The organism is Pseudoalteromonas sp. GutCa3 (assembly GCF_002836155.1).
Classification (GTDB): Bacteria; Pseudomonadota; Gammaproteobacteria; order Enterobacterales; family Alteromonadaceae; genus Pseudoalteromonas; species Pseudoalteromonas arctica.
Window position 1 is genome coordinate 15636 of record NZ_PJBK01000018.1, and the last position, 16458, is coordinate 32093.

The following is a 16458-nucleotide window of genomic DNA, read 5'->3' on the forward strand; positions in this document are numbered from 1 at the left end:
ATATTTACCTCAGTAATAAACTGTTTTAAAACAAAAAATCTCATAAATACTATTTTAAAGAGCGCATAAAACATACTCATACATGTACTTTAGTGTATAAAAAAAGAGCTAAAACACATTCAGCTATCATTGAAATTAACTAAAAATAAGAATATAGTGCTAAAATGTAGTCTATGGATAGAATATTATGAATATTGAAAATACAGCCAATAAAAGCCCCACATGCTTCACCAGCCCAAATTACACGTCACTTTTTTGTGTTGCAGCTGACTTCAACGTCCTACTTGTTAATTATCAAGCTTTAAATGTTATTACAAACCATGAACTTATAAATCAGTTTATGCTAAAAAACGGTCATCAAGGACTCGTTATTTTTGACGTGCCCAAAGACGGTGATGTACTAGCATTAAAAGAGTGGCCTAATTTGAAAGGTTTGTTTTATGAAGGCACTGACGAAGTACTACTGCAGCAAGGATTAGAAGCAATAGAACAAGGAAAACTTTGGTTTCCACGTGCGGTAACTGATGGTTGGATGAGACAAATGCTAGCGAGTGAACAACAAACTGCGCTGCAATCAAATAACTTAACCTGCAAAGAAATGAAAGTATTAAACTTGTTATTTTCTGGCTTACATTCAAGCGCAATTGCAGACACTTTATTTATCAGTGAAGCTACAGTTCGTGTACATTTACACAAGGTGTATCAAAAAATCGCTGTAAAAAACAAGCAACAAGCATTGCTTTGGTGTCAAAAAAACTTAAATAAAATTAATAGTTAAGCGGGCTTATTTGAAACCTGATTGTATCTGAATATTCTCCGGCAGCTTGCTCTCTAAAGTCAGATAAATGTATTCTAAGCGGTAATAGAAATACAGTTTGGCCATTATATGAATACACCTGCTCAATATCTTGACTAAGGTGTAACTCATCCCCTGCCATATCTAGATAGTAACCTATGTCATAGCGATGCTTATAAATACTATGTACTAGCTTACCTTTATTATCAGAGCTAACACGTAGTTTAACATCCGAGTTTGTTACTATTTGTAAGCTAGGTAACATTGAATATGTTTGTCTGGGAGTTAACTCTCCTAAACTGATAGTACTTGATAATGTATTGTAACCAAGTACTGAAAGATTCGTTCTAGGTGCTATATTTGTATCAATGTCCAATTGAAGCTCGTCTAGGAAATTATTATTTTGATCATACAATTTAACCTGTAATCTATCCTTGTAAATACCTGCTTTGACCGGTGTACCCGAAGGAATTAGGAGCTCTATTTCAGCTTTTGAGTCAATAAATTCCAACCTGCTGATTGATGAACTTAAAAGTTGTTGTGCGTTACTACTGTACCGATAGGCTATATTTTGGAATACACCTTTCAACCTTCCTTGATTTTCACTCTTTAATATAACGTGAAGCTGGCATTCCTCGTCATCAACCACACTAATTCGCAACTGTTTTTTTGCATCTGTAGTCTGTAAAGAATAGTATTGATCGAAATCATCAAATATATGCTCTACCTTATCAATTTTTGCATTACACTGCGCAAAACACATATAAGGTAAATACAATAAGACCCAGCCAATCATTGAGTTAACCACTTTTTTAGTCAACATAAATATTTCCTTTACGCTGTAGTTGTTCACCCTCTATTACATCTAATAAGAATTTTGAATTACTACTATTATTAAGCTTTACAGTATAGCGACAAGGTGCAAGCCCTGTAAGTGCAAAGCGCCCTGATTTATTAGTAAAAAATTTGTAGCTCTTTCCTGGTTTTTTTAAGCAAGAAGCAACACCAACTTGCAATATAAGTGGTTGCTTTTGGCGATCAAGTAAGGTCGCTATTACTGATATATTCTCATCCGTACCAACTGTTAAATTATGGCCACTCTTATATGATGGAAAGAGAACAATTAACCCTGAACCTAAGTCATAACCTGGAGGTAGATTTTCGACATCTATCGAGATTGCAGAATTTGTATAAGAATCAACATCACTTAATAAAATAGTTTTGAACTGATCGTTACTCGCCCTATATTGCTGTTTGTTTTTACCCAATATAATTTTGTTATCTCCTAAACTACGGTGTGCATTTACTAAAGCAAAGCTGTCATTAATAGGCTTACCAACAGCCCATTCAGTTTCGGCAAAAGCCAAACTAGACGCAAAACTCACTCTGCTTTGATGTGATACATTGTTGCTATTAAACTGTTCAAATGAGCTCGCATGGTCAAGGCTAAATAAAAACCTGTTTCCGCTATACTGCGAAGTTAAATCGAACAAAGCTGCATTTTCATCACTCATTTCAACTCCTGCCCTCATACTAAGAGCGCCAGCATACCGGTGATTTGAACTGTGGTTTAACTCAAAACGAGTCGCCTTTCTTCTTGATTGGTGTGAAAGCTTAGCTCTAATAGGGTTACTAAACTTATAAGATAAAGATAGCTGGATCCCCCAAGCATTTTCTTTTGCAATTTCATCAAATTGCACACCAAAATTGTAACGCCAATCACTGCTATTTAAGTTACCAGAAAAATTTACTCCAGCTGATTTATCATAATAAGATTGTGCATGTGCTCTATTTAAATTTGCATAAAAAGCAACTTGCAAGCTAGGGTCAAAAACAAAACTATAATTAGATTGTATGAGATGTTCTTGAAATTGTGCATTATTTAATAACTCAGGGCGATACCCAATAGAGCTAAATCCAACAGAGCTATACTCATAACCTATGCTAAAGCTTTGCTGCAAAGAACTACTATCATAAAAGCTACTGTATAATAATCGGTAAGCATGTCCTGTACGATCAGCGAAACTAATAGCATTTTCAAACGCAACTTTGCCTACTTGAGTAGCAAAGATATTTTTGAAACCAAGCTGTTGCACATATTCATCCATTTGTAGTGTAAAGCCTGATGTCCAACTTGGCGATATACCATAATCCAAGTAGCTACTAAGAAGCGGGTAATCGTTACTATATTCTAACTGCTCAGCTAATTTAGAAGGTATACCTAAGTGAATTTCGTATTCTAGCTGTCCCTGAGCAAATAAGTCTAAACCCGTAGTTACGTCAAAATCTATGTAATGCACCACGCCAGCTATATCTGTAATCCGTAAACTAATATTATTGCTTCCCTCTTTAAGAGGGATATCACTTAAAGAATACGTACCAACTCCTAGGTTCAACCTGCTTATAATTTTGCTATCCGCAAAAACTTCTATAGAAGAAGGACTCTCTAAAGTGAAGCTTTTGGAAGCGCTAGGACGAATAGTCTTATTAGAAACTAATGCAAAGTCATGAGCCAATGAAACACCTAAAAATCGTGATGTTGATTGAAAATAACTACCTGAACTATAGTTATCTCCTACTGAGATACGCATCCCCGCAAGAGGAGTATCATGAGTTAATCGTGTTCCCAATCGTCTATAACTTGAGTCTTTTTCAGTTATTTCTGATATGTACTCGACTTCATTTTCTATTACCCATCCCTGCCAGTTTAATGCCATTTCTGCACGTGTTGCTAACTGCCTTCTTGTTTTATCTACTCCAATAATTTGACTATGCAAAAGGCTAGCATAAAAATTAGTAAAGCCACTTAAATCAGCAACATTCTCAGCATGTAAATACCTAATATCAGGCTTTAATGTCAAGGCTCTCATGGTAATAAACTTTAAAGGAACACTTATTTGTAAGTTAAAATTACTGAAGTCGAAATGCAAAGCAAAACCACTATCCTCTATTGCCTGATGGGTAAGCAAACCGTCATGAACTTTTGCTGATAACTTTGAAAAAAGTTCGGGAAACAATACATCTTGAAAAGCAGAGTGAACATCGTTCCATTTAACTATCAGCCTATCATCAGGCTCAATAACTAGCGCAATTTTACCAATTGAGCTGCTATTGAGTTCAGCTTCAACGCTTAATTCAATTGTATGATTTGTTGGATTTATTTTTGCAAAACAGTTCAACGTAAGAGTAAGCAAAAGAAAATAAATTAGTAGCCGCATAATCACTTTTCCAGTTTTAAGTACAGCTGCTTTAGGTTGTTCTTATTTATAGAAGTTGAAACCGGTACTTCAATGTGACTAATACTATGCGGAGCAAAAAATACATCATATCCCTTGGCTCTCAGCTGCTGCTTTAAAACTCTTTGTACCAATACTTCACTATTAATATCTATGAAGTTAAGATCATACTCACTTAAACGGCTTGCACCTGGGCCAATATTTTTAATATTAGTTGTAATATAATTACCTTCTATAGAAAGAGGAGCTACTACTAAATTGGGTTTTAGCTTTAGCTGGTCAACATGAACCACTAGGTTCACATTTAATCGAAGATTTAGTGCTGGGCCGCTAGTTGTAGAATGATTTAAAATGGGCTGTTCAATCAGGCTAATCTGGTAACTTTTATCAGATTCAGGTAAAACTTCAGTTAACCACTTAAATTGTAGTTGTTGAGCTTGACCAGGCTCTAGGTATAGCGATGGTGGGAAGACCCATAGTGGCGAATCAGTTATAGCTTTGAGCTTTGGCTCTTCTTTTGCGTCCTCCTCACTAAATTTAATTTCAAATATTTGTATATCGAATGCTATCTCACGAGTTAGATCATTACGTACTAAGCTGTTAGCATCTTCATTAGGTGAAAAAGTTATCACCATAGGTCTTACCTCAATTGCATAAACAGGCCAAAAGAAGTTCAATAAAAAGCATGCTGGTATAATTAAAAAAAATGGCCTATTCATGCACCACCATTAACTTACTTAAATTGGGATCAAATCTTGCTGGCATTTGCAATGTAACCTCACGGCTAGAGTAAGGTAATAAAAACTGATCTGAAAGGGCTTCTTTTAATTTGTCATCCTTAAGTTCTAACTTTTCACCAGAACTCTCAATTATCCATTGAGTTTTTGTCAAGCGAATATATTTATTTCCTTTGTTTTCTAAATACACCTTCCATAAACCCTCACTAGCTTGCTGCTTACCATTAACAACTAACTGTGCATGTGCTTGAATAGGTACTACGTTATATAGAGTTTGAAAAACATAGCCAACTCCAATTGAAGATTGACTGCCTCCACTTAAATCAACATCAAGCTGTTTCACTTCTATTCGGTAAGATTTTGATGCTTTTAATATTGGTTCGCCTATGTACTTTACAATAACAGCCTGACTTTCTCCTGGAGGGATAATCGCAGTCATAGGTATGATCATAAAATCGTTGTCATTAGCAAATAACTTCTCTTTATTCTGGGAATTGATTGTTAAATCAAAACTTGAAATTTCTACTGACAATTGATTCTCGGAAGTATTGGTTACTCGCAGTAACACCTGGGAATTTGCACCCAATGGCTGTAAATCAGCCACCATAGGCTCGACCTGAAATGCAAAAATACGGAAAGATATGAATATTGACAGAATAATTATTTTATTGCGCATTTAATACCCCTATTTTGTAATAAAAGGCAGCCTTAGCTGCCTATTTAATTTTTACAAAGCAGTTATAGTCAATAATAAATTATCAGCATAATCCCCGGCCATTGAATTCCCATAACCACTGGTTAGGCCAACAGTCAATTTTGCATCGACCCCCGTAGCCACCTGAGCATTAGTAGTCATTCGCTGCTCACTAGCTTTTTGCTTACTTGTGTTGTCTGCATCAAGTACTAAATTGAAATTATTAGCGTCAGCCACATCTAGTTTTGCTTGATATTTAACTCCGAATGCTGCATTAGATTGATTTTCCAACCAACCATTTGAAGACTTCAATTTTACAACTGCGTCATTAGCGCTGTTACATGTAACCTTGAAGTCAACATCTAAAGAACCTGTTGCGCTCTTTATTTGCTGTTCAGTAAAATCAAAATCACCTGTAAAGGTTGTTGCATTACAAATAACAGGAACAGTTCCTCCTGGAGCAAAGTCTTGGCTAGTTGCTAATACAGAACCTGATGCGAATGTTGTAAATGCTGAAATTGCTGAAATTACGATTAGTTTATTCATTGTTATATTCCTTATCCATGTGACATATAGTTTGTTTTGTTAATAAATGTGCGTCTATAGCACGCCACCCGATACTACTGATGGTGTCATTTCTATGCGGATCACGTCCTGGTAGCTTCCTGCATATATCAAAGGTTCATCTAGAGTTAACTGAATCTCAGCAATGGTATTAAATAAGATATCATCAATATTAAAGTTATAGGTCGATTTGATTGCCTGTGCCGATATAGACACAATTTTATTGGCACCTTCCAACGTCCAGTTAATATTATATGAACTTATTCTATTACTTTGCTCATGGCTTAAACCGCCATTAAGAGACTGCATTGATATTCGCATTGGTGAATTACAGTTGATCTCTAATGTTGTATTAGCAACGCCATTAGAAGAAAACTCTAAGTTATTATTTTGTGAGGTAAATTCACATACTGGAGAGATAAAACCAACCAATATAATACTTACTTCATCATTGCTATATGCATTGGATGCAAAGCAACATAATACTAACCATGCTAACCTCTTCATCGTTATCACTTCCTTTGAACTACCTTGCTAATACAGTGTCCATGTTAAGCTAAAATTCAGGTTTAGGAAGTTGGTATTTGATTACAAAACAAAGGGTAATACTAAATAAGCTGTAAATAAGCATACCACTGGGTATAAACATCTATGTGATTCGTAATCAGTAAATAAAAAGAACCAATTTGTGATTAGCCCCTTCCTAAAGCCCCATAGCAATATATTTAATGCTTATAAACAACGCTACACGCTACAAACAAAGCATAAACAACGAACGAGATATCAATCACTACCTTCGAAATAATTCACTAAACAATGTTAATAAATTTAAAATTTTAGCTTCAGTAAAATCACTAACTTTAATTAGGAAAGTCTGATAACTAAAAATTGAAAATTTCAAGGTAAACTAAAGGCTCACTTCTTTTTTATTAACTAGCTAAGTTAGGTAAAAACCAAATTTACTTCTATAATCTTATTGAAATCAACATCCAAATAACAAATAGGAAATATATATGAAAAAGCTATCTGTAGCAGTAGCTGTATGTGCTGTACTTGCATCTAGCTATGCAAGCGCTGAAGTACGTATTAATGGTTTTGCATCTATCGTGGGTGGTAAAAGCCTAGACAGTGATCAAACCTTATACGGATATGACGACGATATCTCATTTAAAAATGAGAGTAAGTTCGCTTTACAACTATCTGCTGATCTTCAAGAGAAGCTAACGGCTACGGCTCAAATTATTGCGCGTGGAGAGGACGACTTTGACGCCACATTCGAATGGGCATACGTTACTTATGAATACAGCGATGAACTGCAATTTAGCGCTGGTAAAATGCGTGTTCCTTTTTACAAGTATTCTGATTTCTTGGATGTAGGTTATGCTTATCGATGGGTACGTCCGCCAAAATCAGTATACGGTATCCCATTTTCAACTTATGAAGGAGTTAGTGTAGTTTACAGCTCTCAATTGGGTGATTGGGATTCTACGCTTCAAGGCTTTTATGGTGCATTCGATGGTGATATTGACGTATTTGGAACAGAATTACCTGCTGAATTAAATAATTTAGGCGGTATAAACTGGAGTCTATCATACGACTGGTTCAGTGCGCGAGCTGCATACATTGTGGCCGACACTAGCATTTCATCAGAGGATAGCGGCCTAATTGGTCTCGTAAGTGTATTGTCTGATAGTGGCTTAACTAATACTGCGAATGACCTAATCACTGAAGAAGATAAAACGAGCTTCGTTGGCGTTGGTTTTTCTGTTGATTATGAAAACTTTTTGTTTGATGCCGAATATACGCAATTTGAGGTTGAAGACAGTATACTACCAGAACAGTCACAGTATTACGCATCAGTTGGTTACCGTATTGACAGTGTAATTGTTCATTTTACTTATGAAGACAATGATGACAAACATGACTCATCACGTTTTAATACCATTGAGTCAATACCAACCTTAAATTCAGCTGTAAATGGTGCTCTTGAAGGTCTTCGTGCACAAAGTAACGTATACACAATTGGTGCACGTTATGATTTTCATCCTTCCGCTGCTTTCAAGATCGACTTTAGTCGTTTTGAAGATGACATAACTGATACAGAGACGGATGTTGTAGCTGTCGGTGTAGATCTTGTCTTTTAATTGGAGCTTATGATGAAAAAATTAATTTTAGTAAGTGCACTTTCATTGTGCTCAATTAATGTATTTGCAGAAGTTGCTGTGATTATTAATCCAAGCAATGCTAGCTCTATAGATGCTGACACAATAAAAAAGATTTATCTGGGAAAAAGTAAGTCATTTAGTAATGGCGATAAAGTTAATCCTATAAATCAAGACGGTACATCTGTAGCTGATGAATTTAACGACAAAGTAGTGGGTAAGTCTAGCAGTCAGTTAAATGCATATTGGTCAAAGCTTGTATTTACAGGTAAAGGTACCCCGCCTGAAAAACTAACAACTGACCAAGCTGTTATTGATTTTGTTGCAGCTAATGGAAATGCAATTGGCTATGTTGATAGTGCTAAAGTGACCGATAAAGTAAAAGTAATTGCGACCTTTTAGCAGTGAAATTGATATAAAAACCACCCAGAGGTTAGTACAGATAGGTTGAGAAATATTTAACCAATCGATAAACCGGCCTTCTGGTTCGTTTATGAAGGCTTCTGAATTTATTCAGAGGCCTTTTTTTGCAACCCACTACAACACTTTCTCTAGCCAATAGCTACGCACCCAATTCAGAAGACTTCTGTCAACTGAGTGTTACGACGTGTGCAATTAATATTATTAACTCAATTCAGACTATGTTTATTGAGATCTCAGGGAGCATCCCTAAATAAATAGAGCAATAGTAAGCTAAAGTAGAGCATCACATATTACTAATAAAGCGAGAGTGGACATATACTAGGTATGTCAAACCAATTATCCAAACAAAAAAGCCAGTCAGCGGTTAACTAACTGGCATCAACCCTAGGGTAGATTTTTATACTGACTCAGTACTAAGCTTTACTCGATTCTAAACTTAGCGGTTGCATCTAATAGGTTATCAGATAGGTAATGTAGGTTTTTGGCTACGTCGCGTACAGCAAGTAGTGAGTCCATAGTATCTTCGAACGATACATGCATATTTGACACATTATCTACTACCATAGCTGCAACGGATGTTTGTTCTTCAGTTGCTGCTGCTATTTGCGAATTCATACCATTAATTTCTAACATTTGCTCTGCGATTTTCTCTATTGAAATACCTGTTTTTTCTGCGGCTGTAGCATTATCTGTTGCCATATCACGTGCTGAAGTCATAGCAGCTACAGATTCATTTGCGGCAGTCGTTAATGATCCCAATAGTTCACGTATTTCATTAGTAGAATGTGCAGTGCGAGAAGCCAGTTCACGAACCTCATCTGCCACTACAGCAAAGCCTCTTCCATGTTCACCTGCTCGTGCAGCTTCAATAGCAGCATTAAGAGCAAGTAAGTTTGTCTGATCTGCAATAGACGTAATTACATTCAAAATCTGCGATACATTTTTTGTATCGTCCGCAAGCTTATTAATAGTCCCTGCAGCTCGATTAATTTCATCACTGAGCGTACGAGAAGCGGTAACTGACATCTGTACTTGTGTACGACTTTGTTCAACTTCTTTCTCGGCCGTTTCAGCAGCGTGAGAAGCGTTAGCTGCAGATTCTGATATATCACCAACACTCTGCTTCATTTCTTCCATAGATTGCTTAACAATTTCAGCATCAGTGGTTTGCTTTGTTGTAGCACGCTCAGCTTGTTCCATACCTTGAACTAGTCGTGTTGAGTTTTCCATTAAAGGCTCACATACAGCAATAACTTCAAGAACTGTTTCTCTTAGTAAGGAAATAAATGCGTTAAAATTAATAGAGACTTGGCCAATTTCGTCTTCTGAGTTAACAGATAGCTGTGTGCTTAAAGAACCATTGCCGCTTGCTAATAAACTAAGGTTGTTAGCTGCATCACTCGCAGATGAACCTATATTCTTAGCAATCCAAATAGCCATAAACAATAATAAAATTAATGAAATAATGGATACAGCTAACATTAGAGTTAATGCTTCATCAGAGCGCGCTTTAGTGTTGGCAACCAGTTCAAAAAAACGATTATCCGCTTTTTGTTGAGCGCCTTTAAAGCTTTCTAAAACAGATCCATATAAACTTGTTTTAAGCTGCGCTTGTTGCTGAATCTTACTAAAATCAGCAGTACCGTTAACCATACCTGTAGCAATACTTGAGGATATTTTTTCATAATCTGACAACTCATTAATAATATCGTTATTAATGTAGGAGTTATTAAGTTGCGTTATTAAGGTAATATTAGACTCTAAAGTTTGATATACCTCGTCTGCTTTAACTATAAGATCTTGCTCACCAAACGTAACCGCTTGGGTATAAAGTTCATCAAGTTTTTCTAAAAGCCCTACGTTTTGCGACGTTATTTTTACAACTTTATACGATGAGTTACTCATTTCATCGAGAGAAACCTTATTATCATTCATAGCTAAATAGTTTATCAATACGATCACTATAAAAGCCACTACCGCAATGCATGTTATTGCATGTATTTTTTTTGTTATGCTTAGGTTTTGAAAAGAGAAGCCTGAAGCCATACTGTGCTACCTTATTTTATTGTCTATATTTATTATCGGCGTGATATCTATAAGTGTGAGCTAAATTTGTAATATTTCTAGTTTTTTCTAACAAATAGAAGGATTATTTAACAACAACCACACACTGTCCAAAAAACAATCACAATAAATTACAGATACAAAAAAACCAGTAACATCACTGCTACTGGTTTCTAAATTTGGTGCGGATGGGGGGACTTGAACCCCCATGCCCTAAAGCACCACCCCCTCAAGGTGGCGTGTCTACCAATTCCACCACATCCGCATTTTTTAAGCTTTCGCTTAATTGTTAAACATGTGATTTATTTGAGGACTATAAATCGTTTAACGATAGCTTTACGCTAAATTAGTTTGGTACGTCAGAGCTTTGCTCTTTAGTAGATGTTACTGGAACATCTTCTTCAACAGGAACTACTGTTTCTACTGCTGGAGCTGCTTCTAGGTTTTCCCATTCGTCAGTCTTTTTAATTTGACCAGCAGTTAGGTTTCCTAACACAATGCTTAATACAAAAAATACCGTTGCTAAGCTTGTGGTTGTTTTTGTCATAAAGTTACCTGCACCTGACGAACCAAAAACTGTGCCTGATGCACCAGCGCCAAATGAAGAACCCATATCTGCGCCTTTACCTTGTTGAATTAAAACCATTCCAACTAGAGCCAAAGCCACAACTAAATAAACTACTAATAAAATTTCGTACATCTTATACAGTCCCTTTTGCACTGTTACAGATTGCAGTAAAAGATTCTGCTTTTAGACTTGCGCCGCCAATTAAGCCGCCATCTATATCTGTTTGTGCAAATAATAATTCGCTATTTTTTTCATTAACGCTACCACCATATAAGATGGTAAGCCCTTGTGCTAAATTGCTATCAAGTGATGCAATTTTGTCACGGATAAATTTATGAACAGTTTGTGCCTGCTCTGGCGATGCAGTCTTACCTGTGCCTATGGCCCAAACGGGCTCGTATGCTATCACAGAATCTTTCAGTGCTGCTACACCTAATTTCTCTATTACTGCATCAATTTGTGCAGCAACTACTTGTTCGGTTTGGCCGTTTTCTTGCTCACTTTCGCTCTCGCCTACACATAATATTGGTGTTAACCCAACTTGCTGTGCTCTAGCAAACTTTTCAGCGACTGTTGCATTACTTTCGTTATAAATACTGCGGCGTTCAGAATGACCAACGAGTACGTAAGTTGCACCTAAATCTTTTATAAGCTGCGCATCAACTTCACCAGTAAATGCGCCAGGTGTATTTTCAGAAACAGTTTGAGCTCCTGTAGAAACACCGCTAGCTACCATTGCTGGTACAAGTGGGAATGGAGGAAATAAAACAATGTCCATCTCTTGTGATTTTACATCGTTAATAGCGTCAGACATTTGTTTAACTAACTCTAAAGAGCCATTCATTTTCCAGTTGCCTGCGACCATCGCCTTGCGTATTGCCATTATCCACTCCACATTAGAAAGCGGGCGAGATATTAACTTTTCTCGCCCAAAGTTACAAGAGATTATTGTTATTAATCAGTTTGTTTGCTCATAGATTCTACAACAGCTGCAATTTTTTGAGCGCTGTCTATTACAATCTTTTCTTGCTCGGCTTCAACCATAACACGAACCACAGGTTCAGTGCCTGACTTACGCAGTAAAACACGGCCTTTATCGCCTAAAGCAAGCTCTACTTCTGCTACAGCTGAAAGCACTTCTGGTGCTTTTGTCGGGTCAGTTCCAGCTGTATAACGCACGTTAATCATCTTCATTGGATACTTGGTAAAACCAGCGCCTAAGTCTTGCAATGTGCGATTTTGTGCAACCATTGCAGCAAGTACTTGTAAGCTTGAAATAATACCATCACCCGTACTAATTAAATCTAGGTTTAGTACATGCCCTGAGCTTTCACCGCCAATTTTCCAGCCTTTTTGCTGTAGTAATTCCATAACATAGCGGTCCCCTACTTTACTGCGAGCAAACTCGATACCTTTTGCTTTTAAAGCGTTTTCAAGGCCCATGTTTGACATAACAGTACCAACTACACCACCACCCAAATTATCATCTTGAGCTGCTTGGCAAGCAATAATATAAACCAGATCATCACCATCAAAAACACGGCCATTATGATCAACCATCATCACGCGGTCACCATCACCATCGTATGCAATACCTACGTCGGCTTTAAGTTCGAGCACTTTACGTTTAAGAGTATCTACGTGAGTAGCGCCACATTCATGGTTGATATTAACGCCGTTAGGCTCACACGCATGTGTTATTACTTCTGCGCCAAGTTCACGCATAACAGAAGGTGCAATATGATAAGTAGCGCCATTTGCGCAATCGACAACAATTTTAAGACCTTCTAAAGACAGGCCTTGCGGGAACTGGCTCTTACAAAACTCTATATAGCGGCCATCCGCACTGACTAAACGCGATGCTTTGCCTAATTTATCTGAAGCAACACATGTCATTTGCTCATCAAGCATCGCTTCAATTTCAAGCTCTACTGCATCATCAAGCTTTAAGCCTTGACCATTGAAAAACTTAATACCGTTATCGTAATACGGATTATGTGAGGCACTAATTACAATACCTGCCTCAGCACGAAATGTTTGCGCTAAATAAGCAACGGCCGGTGTCGGCATAGGACCCAATAATACAACATCAATACCAGCAGCAATTAAACCAGCCTCAAGTGCGGTTTCAAGCATGTAGCCCGAAATACGCGTATCTTTACCAATAATTACTTTTTTAGTACCACTTTGCGATAATACACGCCCAGCAGCCCAGCCTAGCTTCATTGCAAATTCAGGGTTTATTGGAGCAGCGCCTACAAGTCCACGCACGCCATCGGTGCCAAAATATTTTCTTTCTTTCATTGTGAAATTCCTTGTTCGCAGGCTTGATATACACCAAGTACATCTGCGGTTTCTTTTACGTCATGTACACGAATAATTTTTGCGCCATTTTGCGCTGCGATTAACGCACCCGCTAAGCTGCCCGCTAACCGTTCATTTGTATTTCTGTTTAATAAATTACCTATCATCGATTTACGAGATAATCCGGCCAATAATGGCAAACCTAATTTATTAAAATCATCAAACTTAGCCAATATTTGATAGTTATGACTAAGCGTTTTTCCAAATCCAAAACCTGGGTCTAGAATAAGTCGTTCAAACTTAATCCCAGCTGTTTCACATGCTTTAATACGTTCACTAAAAAACATACTTATATCTGCAAACAAATTATCGTAATGAGGTGACGATTGCATGCTCCGGGGCTGCCCTTGCATATGCATTAAACAAATTGCTACATCTTCATACTGCGCAACCGTTTCTAAGGCGTCTATTTCTCGCAAAGCTCTAACATCATTGACTATATCTGCCCCTGCAAGTATTGCTTGTTCCATTACTTGCGCTTTACTAGTATCAATTGAAATAACGCAATCACTGTGCTGACGTATCGCTTTAATAGCGGGGATTACTCGAGCAAGTTCATCTTCTAAGCTAACATCTGGCGCGCCTGGGCGAGTAGATTCTCCCCCTATATCTAAAATTGTCGCACCGTCATCTAATAATTGCATTGCGCGTTTTAGCGCTATTTTGGGATCTAAAAACTGCCCACCATCAGAAAATGAATCCGGCGTTACATTTAATATTCCCATAATAACGGGCTTTTCAAGATTAAGCGTACGCCCTCTCGGAAGCTTTAATATGTTAGTCATTGCCAACCTTTATTCTTTTTCTAAATAGCTGATACAAAAAAGCCCCGAAGTTCGGGGCTTTCATTACTATTTTAACGATTATTCAGCTTTGTCATCAAGGTTTGTTTCATCTTTTTTTGATGAATCATCAGTCTTTTGACTTTCATCAGCAACTGGTTCTTGAGGTTCTTCCGCTTTTACCGGTTTAGCTTCATGACGGTCATGTGCATCACGCGGTTCACGTACTGGTTGGCGTGCCATTAAATCATCAATTTGCTTTGCATCAATAGTTTCGTATTTCATTAACGCATCTTTCATTGAGTGAAGAATATCAATATTTTCTTTTAATATTTCCTCTGCTCTTTGATAGTTACGATCTGAAAGTAATCGAACCTCTGCATCAATTACTTTTGCCGTGTCGTCCGACATGCTAGATGAACGACTACCGCCACCACCCATATACATTTCGTTCTGATCTTCAGCGTAAAGTAACGGACCTAGTTTTTCACTTAAACCCCAATGTGTAACCATTTTACGCGCTATATCTGTAGCTCGTTCAATGTCATTACTTGCACCCGTTGTTACTTTATCTGCGCCGTAAATAAGCGCTTCAGCAATACGGCCACCATAAAGGCTAGAAATCATTGATTCTAAAAGCTCTTTTGAATGGCTAACACGATCTTGTTCAGGCAAGTACATTGTTACACCCAGCGCACGGCCACGTGGAATAATAGATACTTTATAAACCGGATCATGTTCTGGCACCATACGACCAACAATTGCATGGCCAGCTTCATGGTACGCTGTCATTGCTTTTTCTTGCTCGCTCATCACCATGGTCTTGCGCTCTGCGCCCATCATGATTTTATCTTTAGCAGCGTCAAATTCAGCCATACTTACAACACGTTTATTACCACGCGCTGCATAAAGTGCAGCTTCGTTTACTAAGTTTGCTAAATCCGCGCCAGAGAAACCTGGAGTACCACGTGCTATAAGAGCAGCTTCTACGTTATCGCCTAATGGCACTTTACGCATGTGTACTTTAAGTATTTGCTCACGACCACGAATATCAGGTAAACCTACTTCAACTTGACGGTCAAAACGACCTGGGCGAAGTAATGCAGGGTCTAATACATCTGGTCGGTTAGTTGCTGCGATAACGATAATACCTTCGTTACCACCAAAACCATCCATTTCTACTAGCATTTGGTTAAGTGTTTGCTCACGTTCATCGTTACCGCCGCCCATACCAGCACCACGTTTACGACCAACAGCGTCAATCTCATCTATAAAGATAATACAAGGCGCCGCTTTTTTAGCTTGCTCAAACATGTCACGTACACGTGACGCACCAACACCCACAAACATTTCAACAAAATCTGAACCAGAAATTGTAAAAAATGGCACTTTAGCTTCACCAGCAACAGCCTTCGCAAGTAACGTTTTACCGGTACCTGGAGGACCAACCATTAGTACACCTTTAGGAATACTACCGCCAAGTTTTTGAAACTTAGAAGGATCTCGTAAAAAGTCTACCAGCTCAGTAACATCTTCTTTCGCTTCATCACAACCTGCAACATCAGCAAACGTTGTTTTAATTTGATCTTCACTCATTAAGCGAGCTTTACTCTTACCAAATGACATAGCGCCTTTACCGCCGCCGCCTTGCATTTGACGCATGAAGAATATCCATACACCTATAAGCAGTATCATCGGGAACCAAGAAATAAATATACTTGCTAAGAATGATTGTTCTTCAGGTTGTACACCCTTCACATTTACATCATTTTTAAGTAAATCATTTATTAAGTCTTCATCGTACATTGGCATCGTTGTTTGAAAACGCTCACCACTGCTCTTAGTACCAGTAATATTTCCTGTACCGCGGTCGATAATAACTTCTTGTAAAGAGCCACTGCGGACATCTTTTACAAATTGAGTGTAACTTGTTTGACGATCAACTTGCTCGCCGCCATTAAAGCTCTGAAAGACTGACATCAGCACAACTGCAATCACCAGCCATAGTATTAAATTTTTCGCCATATCGCTCAAGGGGTTAACCTCTTGTATCCAATTAATTTAAATT

The 16458-nt window shown here is 37.7% G+C and carries 15 protein-coding genes and 1 tRNA gene; 3 read left to right on the top strand and 13 right to left on the bottom strand.

Annotated features, from left to right (window positions below; translation table 11 throughout):
* The first annotated feature begins 187 nt into the window (after positions 1 to 187).
* Entirely contained in the window at positions 188 to 778 is a 591-nt protein-coding gene (locus CXF64_RS02480) for a LuxR C-terminal-related transcriptional regulator (protein ID WP_101216189.1), read from the top strand.
* On the opposite strand, the gene CXF64_RS02485 is transcribed toward CXF64_RS02480, so the two are convergent.
* From CXF64_RS02485 to CXF64_RS02510, 6 genes are read right to left on the bottom strand one after another with little or no spacing between them, the layout of a single operon-like run.
* On the bottom strand, positions 768 to 1619 hold the full coding sequence (locus tag CXF64_RS02485; protein WP_101216190.1) for a hypothetical protein: 852 nt from the start codon (positions 1617 to 1619) through the stop codon (positions 768 to 770). The two genes, CXF64_RS02480 and CXF64_RS02485, sit on opposite strands and share 11 nt — an antisense overlap.
* Positions 1609 to 4014 carry a fimbria/pilus outer membrane usher protein gene (locus tag CXF64_RS02490; protein WP_101216191.1) on the bottom strand — a complete coding sequence of 802 codons (2406 nt, stop codon included), beginning with the start codon at positions 4012 to 4014 and terminating at the stop codon, positions 1609 to 1611. Before CXF64_RS02490 ends, CXF64_RS02485 begins: the two co-directional genes overlap by 11 nt.
* Positions 4015 to 4016: 2 nt before the next feature.
* Positions 4017 to 4751: a hypothetical protein gene (locus tag CXF64_RS02495; protein WP_232783780.1), complete on the bottom strand. Its 735-nt coding sequence runs from the start codon at positions 4749 to 4751 to the stop codon at positions 4017 to 4019.
* Positions 4744 to 5445: a hypothetical protein gene (locus tag CXF64_RS02500; RefSeq protein WP_101216192.1), complete on the bottom strand. Its 702-nt coding sequence runs from the start codon at positions 5443 to 5445 to the stop codon at positions 4744 to 4746. Before CXF64_RS02500 ends, CXF64_RS02495 begins: the two co-directional genes overlap by 8 nt.
* 51 nt (positions 5446 to 5496) lie before the next feature.
* Positions 5497 to 6009 (bottom strand): hypothetical protein, encoded by a 513-nt coding sequence (locus CXF64_RS02505; protein WP_101216193.1) that lies wholly within the window; start codon positions 6007 to 6009, stop codon positions 5497 to 5499.
* 54 nt (positions 6010 to 6063) lie between these two features.
* Positions 6064 to 6534, bottom strand: a complete 471-nt coding sequence (locus CXF64_RS02510) for a hypothetical protein (RefSeq protein ID WP_101216194.1) — start codon at positions 6532 to 6534, stop codon at positions 6064 to 6066.
* Positions 6535 to 7040: 506 nt separating this feature from the next.
* On the opposite strand from CXF64_RS02510, the gene CXF64_RS02515 reads away from it, so the two are divergent.
* Together CXF64_RS02515 and CXF64_RS02520 are read left to right on the top strand one after the other, a co-directional pair.
* Positions 7041 to 8171 carry a porin gene (locus tag CXF64_RS02515; protein WP_101216195.1) on the top strand — a complete coding sequence of 377 codons (1131 nt, stop codon included), beginning with the start codon at positions 7041 to 7043 and terminating at the stop codon, positions 8169 to 8171.
* Positions 8172 to 8183: 12 nt separating this feature from the next.
* On the top strand, positions 8184 to 8591 hold the full coding sequence (locus CXF64_RS02520) for a phosphate ABC transporter substrate-binding protein (protein WP_101216196.1): 408 nt from the start codon (positions 8184 to 8186) through the stop codon (positions 8589 to 8591).
* A gap of 441 nt (positions 8592 to 9032) precedes the next feature.
* On the opposite strand, the gene CXF64_RS02525 is transcribed toward CXF64_RS02520, so the two are convergent.
* The 7 genes from CXF64_RS02525 to ftsH all read right to left on the bottom strand — a co-directional run bounded on the left by CXF64_RS02525 (position 9033) and on the right by ftsH (position 16415).
* Positions 9033 to 10658 (bottom strand): methyl-accepting chemotaxis protein, encoded by a 1626-nt coding sequence (locus CXF64_RS02525; RefSeq protein ID WP_024590962.1) that lies wholly within the window; start codon positions 10656 to 10658, stop codon positions 9033 to 9035.
* Between the two features lie 198 nt (positions 10659 to 10856).
* A tRNA-Leu gene (locus CXF64_RS02530) sits at positions 10857 to 10941 on the bottom strand.
* A gap of 81 nt (positions 10942 to 11022) precedes the next feature.
* On the bottom strand, positions 11023 to 11376 hold the full coding sequence (gene secG, locus CXF64_RS02535) for a preprotein translocase subunit SecG (protein WP_002962769.1): 354 nt from the start codon (positions 11374 to 11376) through the stop codon (positions 11023 to 11025).
* A gap of 1 nt (position 11377) precedes the next feature.
* Entirely contained in the window at positions 11378 to 12127 is a 750-nt protein-coding gene (gene tpiA / locus CXF64_RS02540) for a triose-phosphate isomerase (protein WP_007586641.1), read from the bottom strand.
* A gap of 71 nt (positions 12128 to 12198) precedes the next feature.
* Positions 12199 to 13548 carry a phosphoglucosamine mutase gene (gene glmM / locus CXF64_RS02545; protein WP_007586638.1) on the bottom strand — a complete coding sequence of 450 codons (1350 nt, stop codon included), beginning with the start codon at positions 13546 to 13548 and terminating at the stop codon, positions 12199 to 12201.
* Positions 13545 to 14393 (bottom strand): dihydropteroate synthase, encoded by an 849-nt coding sequence (folP, locus tag CXF64_RS02550; protein WP_101216197.1) that lies wholly within the window; start codon positions 14391 to 14393, stop codon positions 13545 to 13547. Before folP ends, glmM begins: the two co-directional genes overlap by 4 nt.
* A gap of 78 nt (positions 14394 to 14471) precedes the next feature.
* The gene (gene ftsH / locus CXF64_RS02555) at positions 14472 to 16415 is read right to left on the bottom strand and encodes an ATP-dependent zinc metalloprotease FtsH (protein ID WP_032827068.1); all 1944 of its coding nucleotides are present in this window, start codon (positions 16413 to 16415) and stop codon (positions 14472 to 14474) included.
* Positions 16416 to 16458: the final 43 nt, after the last annotated feature.

Bases quoted from the DNA above. Each gene is read 5' to 3' on its own strand.
- CXF64_RS02480 (WP_101216189.1), top strand. From the start codon at position 188: ATGAATATTGAAAATACAGCCAATAAAAGCCCCACATGCTTCACCAGC.
- CXF64_RS02485 (WP_101216190.1), bottom strand. From the start codon at position 1,619: ATGTTGACTAAAAAAGTGGTTAACTCAATGATTGGCTGGGTCTTATTG.
- CXF64_RS02490 (WP_101216191.1), bottom strand. From the start codon at position 4,014: ATGCGGCTACTAATTTATTTTCTTTTGCTTACTCTTACGTTGAACTGT.
- CXF64_RS02495 (WP_232783780.1), bottom strand. From the start codon at position 4,751: ATGAATAGGCCATTTTTTTTAATTATACCAGCATGCTTTTTATTGAAC.
- CXF64_RS02500 (WP_101216192.1), bottom strand. From the start codon at position 5,445: ATGCGCAATAAAATAATTATTCTGTCAATATTCATATCTTTCCGTATT.
- CXF64_RS02505 (WP_101216193.1), bottom strand. From the start codon at position 6,009: ATGAATAAACTAATCGTAATTTCAGCAATTTCAGCATTTACAACATTC.
- CXF64_RS02510 (WP_101216194.1), bottom strand. From the start codon at position 6,534: ATGAAGAGGTTAGCATGGTTAGTATTATGTTGCTTTGCATCCAATGCA.
- CXF64_RS02515 (WP_101216195.1), top strand. From the start codon at position 7,041: ATGAAAAAGCTATCTGTAGCAGTAGCTGTATGTGCTGTACTTGCATCT.
- CXF64_RS02520 (WP_101216196.1), top strand. From the start codon at position 8,184: ATGAAAAAATTAATTTTAGTAAGTGCACTTTCATTGTGCTCAATTAAT.
- CXF64_RS02525 (WP_024590962.1), bottom strand. From the start codon at position 10,658: ATGGCTTCAGGCTTCTCTTTTCAAAACCTAAGCATAACAAAAAAAATA.
- secG (WP_002962769.1), bottom strand. From the start codon at position 11,376: ATGTACGAAATTTTATTAGTAGTTTATTTAGTTGTGGCTTTGGCTCTA.
- tpiA (WP_007586641.1), bottom strand. From the start codon at position 12,127: ATGGCAATACGCAAGGCGATGGTCGCAGGCAACTGGAAAATGAATGGC.
- glmM (WP_007586638.1), bottom strand. From the start codon at position 13,548: ATGAAAGAAAGAAAATATTTTGGCACCGATGGCGTGCGTGGACTTGTA.
- folP (WP_101216197.1), bottom strand. From the start codon at position 14,393: ATGACTAACATATTAAAGCTTCCGAGAGGGCGTACGCTTAATCTTGAA.
- ftsH (WP_032827068.1), bottom strand. From the start codon at position 16,415: ATGGCGAAAAATTTAATACTATGGCTGGTGATTGCAGTTGTGCTGATG.